At 55.9% G+C, this 16,415-nt stretch carries 12 protein-coding genes; 1 reads left to right on the top strand and 11 read right to left on the bottom strand.

Annotated elements, in window-relative coordinates:
* Positions 1-72 precede the first annotated feature (72 nt).
* From NQF86_RS03555 to NQF86_RS03505, 11 genes are all read right to left on the bottom strand, one after another.
* Positions 73-2,277, bottom strand: coding sequence for a pyrroloquinoline quinone-dependent dehydrogenase (locus NQF86_RS03555; protein ID WP_266116216.1), 2,205 nt, complete (start codon positions 2,275-2,277; stop codon positions 73-75).
* Entirely contained in the window at positions 2,270-2,650 is a 381-nt protein-coding gene (locus tag NQF86_RS03550; RefSeq protein ID WP_266116215.1) for a glycerol dehydrogenase, read from the bottom strand. Before NQF86_RS03550 ends, NQF86_RS03555 begins: the two co-directional genes overlap by 8 nt.
* A 131-nt stretch (positions 2,651-2,781) precedes the next feature.
* On the bottom strand, positions 2,782-3,114 hold the full coding sequence (locus NQF86_RS03545; protein WP_266116214.1) for a chorismate mutase: 333 nt from the start codon (positions 3,112-3,114) through the stop codon (positions 2,782-2,784).
* A complete protein-coding gene (locus NQF86_RS03540; protein WP_266116459.1) occupies positions 3,104-3,793 on the bottom strand; it encodes a metallophosphoesterase in 690 nt (229 codons plus the stop codon). The genes NQF86_RS03545 and NQF86_RS03540 overlap by 11 nt, the downstream gene beginning before the upstream one ends.
* Before the next feature lie 113 nt (positions 3,794-3,906).
* A complete protein-coding gene (locus tag NQF86_RS03535) occupies positions 3,907-8,454 on the bottom strand; it encodes an AAA family ATPase (RefSeq protein ID WP_266116213.1) in 4,548 nt (1,515 codons plus the stop codon).
* Between the two features lie 45 nt (positions 8,455-8,499).
* Positions 8,500-9,147 (bottom strand): DsbA family protein, encoded by a 648-nt coding sequence (locus NQF86_RS03530; RefSeq protein WP_266116212.1) that lies wholly within the window; start codon positions 9,145-9,147, stop codon positions 8,500-8,502.
* Positions 9,148-9,240: 93 nt separating this feature from the next.
* Positions 9,241-10,125 carry a hemolysin family protein gene (locus tag NQF86_RS03525; protein WP_266116211.1) on the bottom strand — a complete coding sequence of 295 codons (885 nt, stop codon included), beginning with the start codon at positions 10,123-10,125 and terminating at the stop codon, positions 9,241-9,243.
* A 55-nt stretch (positions 10,126-10,180) separates the two neighbouring features.
* A complete protein-coding gene (gene ybeY, locus NQF86_RS03520; protein ID WP_266116210.1) occupies positions 10,181-10,660 on the bottom strand; it encodes an rRNA maturation RNase YbeY in 480 nt (159 codons plus the stop codon).
* Positions 10,632-11,735, bottom strand: a complete 1,104-nt coding sequence (locus NQF86_RS03515) for a PhoH family protein (RefSeq protein WP_266116209.1) — start codon at positions 11,733-11,735, stop codon at positions 10,632-10,634. The genes ybeY and NQF86_RS03515 overlap by 29 nt, the downstream gene beginning before the upstream one ends.
* Positions 11,732-13,117 (bottom strand): tRNA (N6-isopentenyl adenosine(37)-C2)-methylthiotransferase MiaB, encoded by a 1,386-nt coding sequence (gene miaB / locus NQF86_RS03510; RefSeq protein ID WP_266116208.1) that lies wholly within the window; start codon positions 13,115-13,117, stop codon positions 11,732-11,734. The genes NQF86_RS03515 and miaB overlap by 4 nt, the downstream gene beginning before the upstream one ends.
* Before the next feature lie 51 nt (positions 13,118-13,168).
* Positions 13,169-14,029 carry a lysophospholipid acyltransferase family protein gene (locus NQF86_RS03505; RefSeq protein ID WP_266116207.1) on the bottom strand — a complete coding sequence of 287 codons (861 nt, stop codon included), beginning with the start codon at positions 14,027-14,029 and terminating at the stop codon, positions 13,169-13,171.
* A 392-nt stretch (positions 14,030-14,421) separates the two neighbouring features.
* Here NQF86_RS03505 and NQF86_RS03500 point away from each other — a divergent pair, with 392 nt between their 5' ends.
* Positions 14,422-16,413 (top strand): autotransporter assembly complex protein TamA, encoded by a 1,992-nt coding sequence (locus NQF86_RS03500; protein WP_266116206.1) that lies wholly within the window; start codon positions 14,422-14,424, stop codon positions 16,411-16,413.
* The last annotated feature ends 2 nt before the right edge of the window (positions 16,414-16,415 follow it).

Below are 16,415 nucleotides of genomic sequence, written 5' to 3'. Positions count from 1 at the left end.
ATATATTTTATAGGATATACTTGTTAATACATATATCTGCCCTTTTTAGGGCAGATATATGTAAAGAACTTATCATTTTTTCTCTGGAAGGGCGTAAACAACGAGCGCATCTGAAACAGGACTGCGCATGAAGTGATGCCCCCCTGCCATGATGGCAACATACTGGCGCCCATTGACGGCATAGGTCATGGCATTAGCTTGCCCGCCACCAGGCAGCACATCGCTCCAGAGTGTTTTACCAGTCTTCAGGTCGATGGCGTGGATCTGGTTATCCGTTGAAGCCCCGATGAAGGCCAATCCACCAGCCGTCATGACAGAACCACCATTGTTAGGTGTTCCGATTGTCAGGGGCAGGCCGGTCGGTAATCCCCATGGACCATTGGCACGAGCCGTACCTAGAGGCTTCTGCCACAGAACCTTGTGTGCTTTCAGATCAATGGCCGCAATCATGCCGTAAGGAGGCTCATTGCACATGATCTGCGTAAAGCTGTTCCAGTAGGGTGTGACAACGATACCATAGGGTGTCTGGGCCTGTGCGCCATTTCCTTCCGCACCACCGGCGCCGGGATTGTACTGCGGCGAATCAATGGGGATCAGCCCCATTTTGTCAGCTTTTTTACGGCTCACAAGCTGGTCATACATGGGCAGAATGCTCCAGTTAGCCAACATAATGCCCGTCTGGGGGTTATAGGAAATGCTCCCCCAGTCGCTGCCGCCATTATAGCCGGGATATTCGAGCCACGGCTGTTTGATGGTGGGGGGCGTGAATTCACCAACATAATGGGCCCGGCGGAACTTGATGCGACAGGCCAGCTGATCCAATGGTGAGATACCCCATGTATTGGCTTCCGTCATTTTGGGGATGCCAAGGCGAGGAACGCCCGGAGACCATGGCTGTGTCGGTGCTCGTGGGTCACCTTCAACAAAGCCGGGGCTAGGCGCTGGTTTTTCCACGACAGGGAAGTCTGGCAGAGGCTTGCCTGTTCTGCGGTCCAGAATGAAGGTCTGTCCCCGTTTTGTAGGCATGATGAGGGCGGGGATAATACTGCCATCATCAGCATGGTAATCGAACAGGGTTGCCTGTGAGCCGATATCATAGTCCCAGACGTCCTTGTGAACCGTCTGGAAGACCCAGCGCGGTTCACCCGTACGGACATCAAGTGCCACAACAGCAGAGGATACTTTATTCTCGGCCTCGCTTCTCATGGCGCTGTAATAGTCAGCAGCAGAGTTGCCGGTGGGGACATAAACTAACCCGAGGGCATTATCGCCTGTCATGGCCGCCCATGAGTTCGGCGTACCACGGCTATAATAATGGTCCTTGTCGGGCTGGTGGTGGTTGTCCGGGTTGTTGACATCCCATGCCCAGAGGAACTTACCGCTCTCAGCATCATAGCCCCGGATAACCCCTGAAGGGGCCCAGCGGCGCTGGCCATCCAGCACTTCATGATTGACGACAATCACGCCATTAATGATAGGCGGTGCCGTTGTCATGGCTACGAAGCCGGGAACGGACCATCCCATACCCTGCATGAGATTGACCTGCCCCCCATGGCCGAAGGCCTCGCAGAGCTTGCCATCTTCAGCATCAACGGCGATCAGCCGGTTATCAAGTGTTGATTCAATGATGCGGTTATGGCATGGCTGGCCTTCTGCCGCTGTTGAGGACGTATAATAGGTGACAGCCTTACACGCTGCTGTATAGGGAATGGCGTCATAGCTCTCATGGGCATGGAAGTGCCATTTTTCTTCACCTGTAGCAGCATCAACGCGCATCATGTCGTTGGTGGCGGAGCAGAGATAAAGCGAATCACCAACCTTGATGGGAGTTGTTTCGGCGGCCCATTTGTTGGGTTTGCCTTTCGGCGGGAGGCTGCCTGTATGATAGATAAATGCCCGCTTCAGTTGCCCGACATTTTCCGGCGTGATCTGTGTCAGGGGTGAATAACGTGTTGCCTGGTCATCACGCCCATAAGCTGGCCAGTCCTCCGGCTTGGGGTTAGCGCTTTCCTGCGGGACAGCCTGCGGGAGCTGGTCGATGGGGAGCTCATCGATATCCGGCAGGTTGGCGGCATTCACGCCGGGAGCCTGTGGCGTATCGGGCGCTGGATCGTGATAGATGCTGGAAGCTGTTTGCTCCGCAGTGGCAGCATCATTGTCCGGGCCGGGTGTTTCTTGTGAAGGAGGAATCTGTGCCCACGCTGTATGGCCCGGCAATGTGGCTCCCAGAATGGTTCCAGCCAGCAGAACACCAAGGAGATAGGCCTGATTACGCATTGGAGTTTTCCTTCTGGATGCGAAGAAGGTGAGGCAGGCAAGCAGCAACGGCGATGGCGAGCAGCGAAGGGCCAAAGAGGCGGGGCAGCCATCCCCAGAAGTCGAAGCCGACTTCATAGATTGTCCATGGAATTGTCAGGGCCCAGGCGAGGAGGTAGAGCCACGCCCCTAAAGTATCCTGACGAAAGAGATAGACACCAGAGGCACAAAGCAGAATACCGCACAAAGTATAGTACCAAGACCCACCCAGAAAGATGAGCCACGTGCCAAAGATGACGAAATAAAGGCCGAATAACAGGATCAGCAGGGCAAGGGCGTAAGTGACTAAGCCTGCTGCTCCTAGTTTCGGTCTGGAAGAAGATGACGACAACACAGTGCTATCTCCAGTCTAGCAGAAACCATGCGATAACTATGATCCCACTTTCAGGAGATAGAAAAATAAATAAATAAGGTTAATTTATATGTTTAATAGGTAGAATAGATTAAAACACTCACCTGACGGATTTAACTATCAGATTCTGGGCTATGTTCTGCGGCAATCGCCTCATGATTGGCGATGACGTGGCCAACCAGAAACGCAAAAAACTTTTCGGTGAAGGTAACATCCAGCCCTGAATCCTTTGCCAGAGCATGCAAGCGTGTCAGTTGCTCTTTTTCACGGGTTGGATCACAGGCGGGCAGCTGGAAAGCGGCTTTTAGCTTTCCTACATCGTTGGTGCAGCGGAAACGCTCAGCCAGCATGTAGATCAGGGCTGCATCAATATTGTCGATCCGTTCCCTGAGTGTCGTGAGCTGACCTGTCGGATCGGGATGCGTGCTGTTCTGTTTAGAAGTCATTGATGTCAATCCATGCAAGATGGCCGCCCTTGCCGGCGCCAAGGTCCATGAAGATAGCCTTACCTCCTGACCGGCCAGTGCGGTGTAGGGGGCGACCATCGAGAGAACGTCTGTCATGCCCGACATAGACGGTAATGCCTTCGGGAATGCGATTGATCCAGCTCAGTCGTCTTTCTGGATAGCCATCCGGCTGGAGACGGCTGGTGGTTTCACCAAAAAGGGCGCGTGACAGGGGAGCAGACATGTCTGCAAGGCCTGTCGGAGGTGGTGGCCCGGCCAGCATAGCCGTATGAAAGCCGCCATGGACAAACAGCAGGTTGCCTAGTCTCTGCCACGCTGGTGCTTTGGCAATGGCCTCATAGGTGCGGCGAGGAAGGTCTTCGGCTGTAGAAGCCTGTATTTGCCGGAGGGTCGTTTCTAATGGGAGGTCCCGGCGGAGGCGCCTCCCTTTCAGAGCACGACCCAGTTTGCGATCGTGGTTTCCAAGCACGAACATGCCTCTGCGGGTCTCCAGCAGGTCCAGCATGGTCTCGAGCACGCCAGCGCTATCTGGCCCGTGATCGACCAGATCGCCGAGCTGGACGATGAATCGCTGAGTGGCTATGGCATGGCGGAAAGCATTGAGATCACCGTGCACGTCTCCCACAATGCGAAGACCATGCTCACGAATGCGGGACAGGACCGATTCGTCAAGCTGTGGTTCTGAAAAGATAGGTCGATCGCTCACGGTTTTGTAAACTTACCTCCGGCTGCCTTAAGGGGCATTAATTGTCTGATGATAATGGCATAAGGTCAACCGGTTACCATACGGATGCTTTCATCAAGATCAACGGAAAGCAGGCGGCTCACGCCCCGTTCCTGCATTGTGACCCCGTAGAGGCGGTCCATATGGGCCATTGTGAGCTGATGATGGGTGATGACGAGGAAGCGGGTGCCTGTTTCTCTGGTAATGTCCCGTATCAATGTGCAGAAGCGCTCCACATTGGCATCATCAAGCGGGGCATCCACTTCATCCAGTACGCAAATGGGGGCCGGTGTACATTGGAAAGCCGCAAAAATGAGTGACAGCGCTGTGAGAGCCTGCTCCCCACCAGAAAGCAGGGAGAGGGTGGAGAGCTTCTTACCCGGTGGCTGAGCAAAGATTTCCAGACCGGCTTCCAACGGGTCATCACTGCCAACCATCTGTAGATGGGCCTTGCCGCCGCTGAACATGCGAGTGAACAGTTTTTGGAAATGGTCGTTGATATCAGTGAAGACGGCCATGAGGCGTTGCCGTCCTTCCCGGTTGATGGCCCCGACCCCACCTCGTAGCCGGGCAATGGCGGTGGAGAGATCCTGATGCTCCTTGGCGATTCGTTCAGCTTCCTGTCGTGCGGTCTGGAACTCCTCCTCGGCGCAGAGATTGACCGGCCCCATATCTTCACGGCGTTTCAAAGCTCGTTTCAGGGACTGGCGTAGAGCCTGCTCAGCCTCGGCAGATACGGTATCCGGGGTTCCTGCATCTTCAGGCAGGGGGGCATCATGACGTAGTAGGGCAAGAGCTTCCTCGGCCTGTTCGGCACGTTCTTTCAGACGAATGGCGTCCTCGCGGTACCTGCTGCCACTGTCCTTATGATGGTCTAGCAGGGTTTGCTGCTCTTGCAGGGTGGCGCTGGTCTGGGAAAGCTGGGCGGCAAGGGCCTGTTCATTCGCTTCCAGCTTTTTGAGGGCGTCCATATCCCGCTGAAGTTGCTCCTCATGGCGGGTGAAGCCGTTCTCATCAGTCGAGGCAGGCGAGGCTTTTAATAGGGCGGCATGACGCGCCGTCAGGTCTGTAATAAGGGCCTGTAACTGTTCGTGTCGTTCGGTCTGTTTTTGACGGTCAGCCTGTAGATGCTCATGCCGTTCTTTCAGCAGGGAGAGTTCCTGCATCAGGGTCTGAAGCTCTGCGTACTGTTGCTGAAGTGTTTCTTTTGTGCCGGCCAGTTTTTGGGCTGTCTGGTCGCACTGTTCTTTCAGAGCGTCCATGTCAGGGAGGGCGGATTGCTCCTTCTGGCAGTTTTTGTTGTCCTCCAGACGGTTTTTCAGGGCGGTATTGAGTGTCTGTATCTGCTGGGACAGGCTTTCACGGCGGGCCTGCAGGCCGGCGAGAAGGCGGGTTTGTTCCTGTAGGGCCTGTTCCTGTTGGAGGGCCTCTTTACGGGCCATTCCAGCTTTTTGAGAAGCGTCCGTAGCCGTTCTCTGGGCGTGCTGGAGGGCGGACAGGGCTTCCTTCATATTTGTCTGTAAGGCGGGGAGATCAATTTGTGCCTGCTGGTTCAGAACTGTCTGTTTCTGGTTGGTCAGTTCTTTCAGGTCGTGTTCAAGCTGAGTGATGCTTTGGGCCAGCTCGTCCAGCCGTGTGGCGAGGGAACGATCTCTGAAAACTGCCTGCTGCTGTTCGGCTTCGGCATTGCGGAGTGTGGCACGGGCAGCATCAAGTGTCTGGCGGGCTGTCTGTTCCTGTTCCCGCAGGGCTTTCAGGGCTGTGGCGGCTTTGGATACGCTACTGTCTGTCTCGGGTAGAGTGGCGAGCTCCTTTTGTGCTGCATCATATTGCGCCGTGGTGCGAGCCTGCTGTTCGGCATGCGTTGTAGCTTCATTCTGGAGCAGGGTTAGCTGCTCTTGTTGCAGGGCGTGACGCTGTTTCAGCCCTTCCAGCTGGTGATGGAGCTGTGCCTGTTTGTCCCGGTCTTCGTCACGTTTCTGGCGCTGCTTGTTTAGTGAGGCTTCCAGCGCTTCACGTTCCTGCTGAACTGTGCCGACATGTCGGTTCTGGTTGTCACGCTGCTGACCGAGTTTTTGGAGAGTTGCTTCCGTTTTCTTCAGTCGCTGTGCCTGTTGGAGACGGACCATTTCAGCCGTAGGTGTGTTGGGCTGACGGATGAACCCATCCCAGCGCCAGAGGGCACCATCCTTTGAAACGAGCGACTGGCCGGGTTGAAGATGTGTCTGGAGTGAAGGGCCGTCTTCGGTCTGTCCCAGAAGGAAGATGGCTTGAAAGGCCCGTTTCAGTGGGGCGGGTGTGTCGATGAGCTCTGCCAGACTGGTGAGAGCTGATAAAGCGGGATCAGCCTTTTTCTGCTTGGTGAGAGGGGGCAGAGCACACCATTGCCGTGGCGTATTGGTGAGCTTTTCTCCTGTACGGGGGAGTGAGGCTTCCAGCCCGTCCGTCAGGGCACTGGCAACGGCATTAGTCAGTTCATCAGGAATAGTGAGCTGTTCCATGACCGGATGAGGGATGGCAAGCAGACTGCTTTGCAGGCTGTTCTGGAGCCCTTCATGTTCTCCTTTGCAGCGTAACAGGTCTGTTTCGATCTGTTGCAGCTTTGTCTGTGCTTCCTGTTCCTGCTGGAGCAGAGCGGCATGTTGTTCTTCGGCCTGAGCGATGTTGTCGCTTTGTTTTTTGATCTGTTCTGTCAGTGTGGTGAGAGTGGTCTGGGCAGAGCGTAGGTCTTTGTCCGTAATGGCTTTGCTACGGGTATCGTCCAGAATGGCCTGTGCTTTGGCATGACGGGCCTGCTGTTCTTTCAGCTGTTCCTGCAGGCGTGTGAGTTCTTCTCGCAGGAACAGGCGGCGCTGCTGCCGCTTTTCTTGTTCGGCCTGTTCTTTCAGCCAGAGATGTTCCGCTTTTTCCCGTTGCTGAACCAGAGCCGCCTCGGCCTCAGCCGCTTGTTTGGCTTGTTCCTGTGCTGTTTGGCAGGCTGAATGAAGCTGTTGTTTCGTGCTCTCATCCAGTCGGCTCTGATTGAGCTGTTTGGCCTGCTCTTGATCGTTTTTTAAGCGGGTCTGCTGCCGGGTGATGGTCTGCGCCAGCTCCTTTTCACGGTGCTGGAGCTGCTGGAGCTGATTATGGGCCTCCTGCACATCACGTTGAGCCCGCTCACTCAGGAGACGCTGTTCCTGAAACAGAGCATCCGCTTCCTTGGCCTGACGTTCACAGATAGCAGCGTGCTCCAGACTGTTCGTGACCTGTTGGCGGGTGCTGTCTGCCGGTGTGTTCTGTAGGCAATCCTGTTCAATGGCTTTTAATTCAGCTTCCAGACGTTCAAGTGTCTTCCGATCATCAGCAATTTGTCGGGAGAGAGCCTGCTGGCGGCTCTGTAGCCTCTCATACTGCACTATACCGTCCTGATAGCGAGCAGAAAGAGCGGTATGTTCAGCCTGCTGTTCAGCTTCCTGTGTCTTCAGGGCTTCAATGGCTTGGGTGAGAGAAGGGGAACGGCTGGAGAGGGTCTTTTGCTGGTCTGTGAGCTGTTCCAGAGCTTGTTTTGTATGGTTCTGCTGCTCTGTCAGGCGAGCCAGCTCGTCTTTCTGTCGGGTTAAGTCATCTTCCAGCTGAGTGCGCTGACGGGCATTGTCTTCAGAGGCCTGTTTTTGGTGCTGGAGAGAGGCCTGTGCGACTTCAATGTGGATACGGAGCTGTTCCAGTTGAGGGCGCAGGGCTGCCAGCTTTTCATCCTGCTGCTGGCGCTTCTGAAGCTGCGTGGTGACATGCTCCTGCGCTGCCTGAAGGGCCTTTTCGTTTTTCTGTAGGGCCTCTCTGGCTTTTTCCAGTGCTGTCTGACGGCTCTGGACGAGCTGTTCAGCTCTGGCATGCTGGAGAATGAGTAGGGAACGCTCGTGTTGGCGTATTTCTTCGGAGGTAGCCCGATAGCGCTGGGCCTGTTCGGATTGTGTAGAAAGTGTGTTGAGCTGCTGGTCTAGCGTCTGACGGTGTTCTTCGGCCCGTTCCAGATTGCTTTCAGCCTGTCGGAGTTTCAGTTCGGCATCACGGCGGCGGACATAAAGGCCGGTGATTCCTGCGGCTTCTTCCAGTAATAGGCGGCGTTCTTCCGGTTTGGCAGCAATCAGCTGGCTGACACGGTTCTGGCTGATAATGGATGAGCTGCGTGCCCCAGAGGAGAGATCGGCAAAGATGGTCTGCACATCCCGTGCCCGCATGACACGGTTATTGATGCGGTATGTGCTGCCGGAACCCCGTTCAGCCTGACGGGAGACTTCCAGCTCCTCGGCCTGCTGGAAGGGGGCTGGGGCCAGCCCTGTGGCAGCACCGAGATGGAGGGTGACACGGGCCAGATTGCGGGCCGGGCGGCTGCCTGTACCCGCAAAAATGAGGTCATCACTTTCCCCGCCACGAAGGGCACGGGCGGATGACTCGCCCATCGTCCAGCGTAGGGCTTCCACAATGTTGGATTTGCCACAGCCGTTGGGGCCAACGATCCCGGTCAGTCCGGGTAGAATGTCCAGATGGACTTCATCAGCAAAGCTTTTGAAACCGACAATATCAAGGCGGGTCGTGGTCGCTTTATGCTGTGTCATTGAACCCCGTGCGGACTGTAGCGATGAAAGAAAAAGAAAGACAGATCAGGCCTTGCTGACGAGCTCGGCGAATTTTTCCAGTGTCTCAGGGTCCTGAGCAAAAGGTGTGTTGTTGAAGCGGAAGTATGGCGTGCCTTTGATCTCGTAGGTCTGCCCATCCTGCTGTGTCAGCTGGTACAGCTCCTGCCCGAACGGCATGTCTTTGCTGATCTTGTCGAATTCATCCGGGGCAATGCCAGCTAGAGCGGCTTCCTGTTTGAGATGGGCAACAGGGTCACCGCTGGAGAAAGCCCACTGCATCTGACGAGAGAAAAGAGATTCGATGAACGGCAGATAGCGATCTTCCGGCAGGGAGCGGGCAATCATGGCGGCAATCAGAGCAACCTGATCCAGCGGGAAGTCGTGGAACTGGTAGCGGATTTTCCCGGTATCGATGAACTGTTCCTTCACCTTGGGGAAGATTTCTGTCGCAAAATGGGCACAGTGCGTGCAGGTGAGAGAAAACCATTCCTGTACGAGCACGGGAGCCTGTGCATTACCGATAATGCGGGGCGAGAGGCGAGGGTCTTTGGGGGCTGGAGCCTGAGCGTGGGCACGCTGTGTCGCAAGGCCAGTGACAGCCAGGCCTGTGGCCATGAGTGCGGACCCATTAGTCAGAAAATGGCGACGTGACAGAAAATGACGGGCGGTCATGACAGTTCCTTTATGCTGGGTCATGGAGCGTTAAGTGGTGCAGGATTGGTTAACAGGACCATTCAGCCATGAACGGCAAGAGGGGCTTCACCGTCAAGGGGTTGGACTGGATGAAGCCGCCTGTTCTTCTGCAGATGCAGGCTGGCGCCTAAGATGAGGCGGTACCCTCATGCGTAGGGTCAGTATGTGGCGAGCATCGGAGTCAATGACCCGGAATTCCAGCCCGCTGGGATGGACGAGCACTTCATCACGGGCAGGAACATGCTCGGCGAGGTGAAAGACGAGGCCGCCGACTGTTTCAATCTCGGCTTCCCGTTCTTCCCGTGTCAGAACGGGGCCGAGCCGTTCTTCCAGCTCTCTGACGGGCAGGCGAGCGTCAAGATCGATCGTGCCGTCTGGGCGGTTGAACCATGGGGTGGTGACGGGCTCGTCATGTTCGTCTGAGATGTCGCCAACAATGGTCTCGATGAGGTCCTCAATCGTGACGAGGCCGTCAATGCTGCCATATTCATCAATGACGAGTGCCATGTGGGTACGCCGCTGCCGCATCTGTAGCTGAAGGTCCAGCACGGGGATGCTGGGGGCGACCAGAAGCGGTTGGCGCAGGAGTGAACGCAGATTGAAAGGTTCATCCGTACCGATATGGGCGACCAGATCCTTGACGTGGATCATGCCGATGATGTCATCAAGTTCCTTATGATAGACGGGCATCCGGGAATGGTTTTCTTCCCGCATCAGTCCCAGCGCCTCATCAAATGACAGGTCATCGGGCATGGCGATGATATCGGCACGGGGGATCATGACGTCATCGGCGGTGATGGTACGCAGGCGTAGTACATTCATGATGAGCGCCCGTTCCTGCCTGTCCAGTTCCTGAGAATCAGGATTTGTCTTTCCTAGGCTGGCGGCTTCTCGGACGAGGTCAGTAATATGCTGCCTTATGGTCTTTGTGTGTGCCTTGCGGTGGAAAAGTTTCATTGGAAAGACTGAATTCCTGTTGAGGGACAGTAAGGGGTATGTGAAGGGCGGTACGTCAGGCGTGGCGTGGTTTCCACGGGTCACCGAAGCCCATCCGGCGCAGGATGAATGTTTCCAGCCCTTCCATCTGTCGGGCTTCACCGGGATGGTGATGGTCGTGGCCAGCGAGATGCAGGAGCCCATGTACGACTAGATGAGCCGTATGTGCACGGAGGCTCTTGCGGGCCTGCTCGGCTTCTCGCCGCATGGTCTGGTAAGCGAGGATGATATCCCCGCCCAGCATGGGAGCTGGTGGCTCGAATGTCAGGACGTTGGTGGGCTTGTTTTTGCCCCGGAACTGGGCATTGAGCCGTTTGATATGCTGATCGTCAGCAAAGACGAAGGAAGGCGCTGGTGCGTCTTCCAGAAAGATATGGCCATAACGTTGGGCCATGATACAGGCCCTTTGAACGAGCTGCTCTACGTTGCCCAATGCAGCCCGCCAGCGTGGATCAGAGATCAGAACCTCAGCGTGAGGAGCGGTAGGGCGTTTCATGATGCGTCCGGTAGGAATAGTGAGGATCAGGTGCCATGTCGGCAGCCTGCTGATCGTAAGCTTCGACAATACGGGCGACAAGGGGGTGGCGGACCACATCAGCTGCCGTGAGGGGGCAGATGGAAATACCTTTCACGCCTTCCAGTGTCGCTACGGCATCTTTCAGGCCGGATGTGACCCCACGGGGCAGGTCAATCTGACTGAGGTCGCCCGTGATGGCCATGCGTGTGCCGGACCCCATGCGTGTGAGGAACATCTTCATCTGGGCTGGAGTGGTGTTCTGTGCTTCATCAAGGATGACGTAGGCGTGCCCCAGTGTCCGGCCACGCATAAAGGCGAGTGGAGCGACCTCAATCTCTCCGCTGGCCATACGGCGGGAGACCTGATCGCCGGGCATCATGTCATGCAGGGCATCATAGAGAGGGCGGAGATAGGGATCGATCTTTTCCCGCATGTCTCCCGGTAGAAAGCCAAGACGCTCTCCAGCTTCTACGGCGGGGCGGGAGAGGATGATCCTGTCCACCTGTCCTGCCTGAAACATGGCGACAGCCTGAGCCACGGCCAGATAGGTCTTACCTGTACCGGCTGGACCGATGCCAAAGACGAGCTCTTTATGGGCCAGTGCTTTCATATAGGCGCTCTGACCGGGAGAGCGGGGAGCGATGGCACCACGTTTTGTCTGGATATGCGGAAGATTGTCCAGTGAGGAAGCATCCATGGGGGGAGCCGTTTCTTCTGCGGAGGGAGGGCGTGGAGTGCGGCGATGGGATGGCAGAGCTGTCAGCCGTATGACGCCATCAACCTGATCGCCATCAACAGGCAAGCCTTTGCCAGCCTGTTGATAAAGCGCCTGAAGAACGGCCTGTGCGCGGTTTACGGCTTCCGTTTCGCCAGAAATGGCGACACGGTTCCCCCGGCAAACCAGACGTGTTCCCGTCCCCTGTTCCAGCCGGATGAGATGACGGTCATGATCTCCGAGGACTTTCTGGAGGCGGTGATTGTCCTCAAAGCGCAGGGTTGTCGTGCGGTGCCCTTCCTGACCGGAAGAAAAGGGAGTTCGGGAAGAACGACTCAAATGGCTGTGCCTTCCTGTTCATGGAGGTGACCACCAAGGGAATTGGTGAAGGGGGCCGTAATATGAACTTTGACGATCTGGCCGATCAGGGACGGGTCTCCATCAAAATGGACAGGCTGGAGATAAGGGGACCGCCCATTTAGCTGACCCGGCTTGCGGCCGATTCCTGTCACAAGGATATCCTGAACCGTCCCGACAAGAGAAGCATTGAATGCATCCTGCTGTTCCCGCAGGAGCGCCTGAAGGGCTGCCAGTCGCTTTTCCTTCACATCCTCAGCCACCTGAAAGGGCTGTCCTGCCGCAGGGGTGCCGGGGCGCTGGGAGTATTTGAAGCTGTAGGCGCTGGCAAAGCGGACATCCCGAACCAGTTGCATGGTAGCTTCGAAATCTTCATCAGTCTCACCTGGATGACCCACGATGAAGTCGGATGTCAGGGCGATATCCGGGCGGGCTTCCCGCAGGCGGCGGATGATTTCCCGATATTCATCAGCCGTATGGCCCCGGTTCATGGCTTTCAGCACCTTGTCTGATCCGCTCTGGACCGGCAGGTGAAGGTAAGGCATGAAAATGGGGTTATCCCTGTGGGCGTCAATCAGGGACTGCTCCATATCCCGTGGATGGGACGTGATGTAGCGCAGCCTTTTCAGGGCCGGGATTTTTTCGTACAGTAGGGCGGCAAGCTCTGGCAGGCTGGCCGTACCGCCTTTCCAGTCCCCATGATAGGCATTCACATTCTGCCCCAGTAGGGTGATTTCCTTGACCCCGCTGGCAACGAGACGCTCTGCCTCAGCGAGGATGGAATCTACGGGGCGGCTTGTCTCAGCACCTCGTGTATAGGGTACCACGCAGAAAGAGCAGAATTTGTCGCAGCCTTCCTGAATGGTGAGGAAAGCCGTCAGATTGCCTTCATTCTGGGGAGCAGCTTCCTCCGGGAGGAGGTCGAATTTGGATTCAACGGGGAAGTCCGTGTCAATCACGCTGCCACCGGCCCGGGCAATACGGGCGACCATTTCGGGCAGGCGGTGATAGGTCTGCGGGCCCAGAACAAGGTCCACATAAGGCGCACGTGCCAGTAGTTCCTTGCCTTCTGCCTGTGCTACGCAGCCCGCTACGGCGATGAGGGTATCTTTCCCTTCCTGCTTACGGGCCTCACGGATCTGACGCAGACGTCCCAGCTCAGAGAAGACCTTCTCGGCTGCCCGTTCGCGGATGTGACAGGTATTGAGGATGATCATGTCCGCATTGTCTGGCAGGTCCACAGGGCTGTAGCCGAGGGGCCGCAGAACATCGGCCATACGCGCGCTGTCATAGACGTTCATCTGACAGCCCCACGTGATGATGTGAAGACCGCGTGTAGGAGAGGAGGAAATCTGTTCTGGCATAGTGATTATAACAGGTTATCCGTATATCGGCGGGCGTGTGAAAGCCCTATCTCAGGGGCGAGTGTGGTCAGGTGATGTGGCATCATCCCGCAGGCGGTTCTGACGCAGGTCCTCGTTGCCTTTTTCGATGGTGGCACGAGCAGCGTTGGAAAGAGCTTTGCGGGACGGATAATCTTCCGGCTTGATGGGCGGGTGGAACATGACCGTGGCCCGCATGGAGCGCCATCTGCCCAGCCCCATCAGATGGGGGCCAAAGTCCATGTCACCGAACCATGAGAAGACAAAGGAGCGGCGATGCCGCCCGACAGGCAGGCCCTCCAGCCGGTCATAAGCGACTGACACAGGCTGGATGATGCAGGCTGGATGATCTTTGGCGGCAGGATCATCCCGCCGTTGAACGGGCTTGGCAATGGCAAAGAGCGAAGACATGAAGGGAAGCAGTCCGGACCCTTTGGAGGTCGTTCCTTCAGGAAAGAACGCAATATCATAGCCTTTCCGCAGCTGCTCGATGACCTCTTGCACGTCCTGACCAGCTTCCTGCCGGTTGCGGTTGATGAAGATGGTTCGACCAAGATAGGTCAGATAGCCGATTAGCGGCCAATGCCGGACTTCCTGCTTGGCAATGAAAAAGGCTGGGAGAACCTTGCCGAGCACCAGAACATCCAGCCATGAGCTATGGTTGGCCACATAGATGACCCGGCGTCCGTCTGGCCGAGGCTTTAAGGAGCCAGCTCGCTCTCCGATTGTATGGACCTGAAGGTTCAGGATGCGGCAGGCCACGTTCCAGAAAAAGAGCGGAAAACGGCGATACATCTTGCCCGGCATGAGCAGGCATGATCCTTGCCCGACTATACCGGCTGCAGCCCAGCAGAGTAGGCCACCCGTTTTCAGGCGGGCACGCATGCGATCCATGAACGTGTCTCGAGATGCCCGATCTTCCGCAAAAAAGCGATCGGGGTCGAAGACAGGTCTGCTGGTGTTTCGTTTTCTGGTTGAATGAGGCTCTGCAACGGACATAGCCGTCTAGATAAGCATTTTATGAGGGAGAGACAATCTTTATCAGCAGGATAGGAGCATCTTCTGCACAGGAAGACAGGAAAGAGTAATAGATGACAGAAGATAAACTTTTTTGCTGGGAACGGGTCTGTCATAAAGGTTACTAATAAGCTGGTCTGGCTGTATGGAATTCAGGTGGCAGCAGTCGGTGTGGGCCGTGACAAGCATTATTTGAAGGCATAATGGGGAAATCATCAGGATATCTGGCAAGGTTGCTTCTGTTCGCAGGGGTGCTCGGGTGTGGGGCTATGCCGGTATGGGGCGCAGATGATGATCTGCCGGTCGTCCATGCTCTTGTAAGGCATCCTCTCCCTTACGTTACAGACGTTGATCCGACTGACGATAAGGTGGTCAACGATAACATGGCTGCGGCGTCTCAATTGGTGAGCCTTCAGGCAACACGCAGTGTTGGGCCTTATGCTCTGGCTGGGCGTATAAGGGCGGATTATGACCGTTTGCAGGGCGCTTTGCAGTCACAGGGCTATTATGCCGGGCAGGTCACGATCAAGGTGGAGGCTGAGGGGAAAACTGTCGATGGGCGGTCGCCCGATCTCGCTCTGTTTCTGGTGTCTGTTCATGCTGGAGAGACAGCTCATATCCATCTTGGAGCAACGCTGGGCAAGCAGTTTACAGTTGGGGCTATCCATGTCGTGTCTGAAGACGAGGCACCACCTGCCGGGCCGGATGGAGGACAGAAAGATAAGCCAATCGTCCAGAAAACGGTTTTTCTGTCGGATACGGAACGCCAGAGCATGGGGCTGCAGGAAGGGGCTCCAGCCATAGCGGCGGATGTGCTGGCGATACAGGGCAGGCTGTTGAGTCATTTGCAGGAAGAAGGTTATGGGCTGGCGGATGTGCAGATCCCACAGGCCATATTGCATCCTGAGCGGAAGCAGATTGACGTACAGATGAAGATGAAACGGGGGCCGAAATTGATTATTGGCCCCATGACATTGAATGGGCTGCAACGTGTCAAACCCGATTATGTCAGGCGTAGAATGCTTCTGCGGGAAGGGCAGTTATATCAGCCTTCTGCGATCGAGAAGGCGCGGCTTGATCTGGGCAGTACGGGCCTGTTCTCCAGTGTGCAACAGCGTAATGGCGACAAGGTATTGCCTCTCTCCTCCATGGATGGGGTCGGTACAGGGAAGAATGGAAAAAAGGCGAAAACCGTCACACCACCCGCTGGTGTAGAGGGAGTTTTGCCGCTGAATTTTGATTTCAATGAAGGAAAACGTCATCGGGTAACGGCCGATGTCGGTTACTCTACCGACCTTGGGGGCCGGGCTGGTGTATCGTGGCTTCATAGAAACCTGTTCGGGCGGGGAGAGCAGCTACGTGTTACTACACTGGCAACCGGGCTGGGCGGCACTGCTCAGCAGGGGTTGGGTTATGATGCCTATGTTGATTTTATAAAGCCTGACTTCCTACAGCGGAGCCAGTCTTTGAATCTGCGTGTCGAGGCTATCCGTCAGCTTTTATATTCCTATCATCAGACGGCCTTTCTCCTTCAGGGAAGTGTATCACGCCCTTTAGGGAAGGACCTGTCTGGCAGTGCCGGTGTGACGCTGGAGCAGGAACATATTCGTCAGTTCGGTCGTAGCGCCGAGTATTTTATTGCGTCCATTCCAGTCAAGCTGGATTATGATGGGACGCACCGGGCCAGCCCTATTGACCCGGCAACGCATGGGTTCAAGGTCTCGATTGGGATTACGCCCTCCATTTCGATGGAACATCAGACCTCCTTTTTCATTCCCATGAACGCTCAGGCTTCCACCTATTTCGACCTGACCCATCTGGGGCTGACGAAACCGGGAGATAGTGTTTTTGCCCTGCGTGTCATGGTGGGGTCGATTCAGGGAGCTTCGACATGGAATCTTCCACCGGATCAGAGGCTCTATGCGGGTGGGCCGGGTTCCGTGCGCGGGTTTCGGTATCAGGGTGTTGGCCCGCAATATGGGACGACAAAATATGCCATCGGGGGGACGTCTATGGATGCCGGAACGATCGAGTTTCGTCAGCGTCTGCCCAAGAATTTTGGTCTGGCCGCTTTTACAGATGCGGGGCAGGTCAGCTCTAATTCTATGCCCGGACACGGGAAGCTGCGTGTGGGCTGTGGTGGGGGTGTGCGTTATTTCACGCCTATCGGGCCGGTGCGGGTGGATGTGGCCGTGCCTCTCAACAGGGCCCGCCGTGGTGACAAGTGGGAGCTTTATCTCGGTCTTGGAGAGACTTTCTGATG

The sequence above is a fragment of the Bombella pluederhausensis genome, assembly GCF_026385525.1.
Taxonomy (GTDB): domain Bacteria; phylum Pseudomonadota; class Alphaproteobacteria; order Acetobacterales; family Acetobacteraceae; genus Bombella; species Bombella pluederhausensis.
The sequence above is the reverse complement of the archived record's forward strand: the minus strand, read 5'-3'. Positions and strand labels throughout refer to the sequence as shown.